This window comes from Streptomyces sp. MS06, assembly GCF_047200655.1.
Lineage (GTDB): Bacteria > Actinomycetota > Actinomycetes > Streptomycetales > Streptomycetaceae > Streptomyces.
In genome coordinates, this window is the sequence record NZ_JBJZOJ010000158.1 from 1 (window position 1) to 699 (window position 699).

Annotated in this window: 1 rRNA gene and 1 pseudogene; one reads left to right on the forward strand and one right to left on the reverse strand. The window is 66.7% G+C overall.

From position 1 onward, the window contains the following. A pseudogene (locus ACL02U_RS32920) lies at nt 1-373 on the forward strand (hypothetical protein); the annotation flags it as partial. Nucleotides 374-489: 116 nt separating this feature from the next. On the opposite strand, the gene rrf reads toward ACL02U_RS32920, so the two are convergent. Further along, nucleotides 490-606 (reverse strand): 5S ribosomal RNA (gene rrf / locus ACL02U_RS32925). Nucleotides 607-699 lie beyond the last annotated feature (93 nt).

A 699-nucleotide genomic window follows, 5' to 3' on the forward strand; every position in this document is an offset into this window, starting at 1 on the left:
GACGGAACCCCGGCCGGGAACCCCGCTCACCCCCACGCCGGTCATCACGCCGCTCATCACGACCGTAGCCCCCACGGTCACCGTCACGACGGTCGTCCCGCCCGCGGTAGCCACCGCGATCGCCGTCACGACGGTCGTCCCGGCCACGGTAGCCACCGCGGTCGTCCCGGCGACCGTAGCCACTGCGGTCACTGCGCCCACCGCGGTCGTCGCCACGCCGGTCGTCGCGCCGGTCGTCGCGGCGGTCGTCGCGGCGGTCGTCGCGGCGGTCGTCGCGGCGGCCGAAGCCACCGCGGTCACCGCGGTCACCACTGTCCCGTCGCCGCTGGTCGCGCTCCGGTCGGTCGTCGGGAGAGTTGGTGGACATCGGTGACTCCTGTCTTCGGTACCGCAAGTATTCTCGCGCAGCCGGTCAGCCGGCGCGCTTTGGAAAAACGAAAGGACCCCTGGTCCCAGCTGAACGCTGGGACCAGGGGTCCTCCAAATATTGTTCGGCGGCGTCCTACTCTCCCACAGGGTCCCCCCTGCAGTACCATCGGCGCTGTAAGGCTTAGCTTCCGGGTTCGAAATGTGACCGGGCGTTTCCCTCACGCTATGACCACCGAAACCCTAATGGTTTCGAGCGAACAAGCACACTCTTCAATTGTGTGTTCTGAAGTGTTCTGCTCAAAGCCGGCAACTGTTCGTTGCCTCAGAACT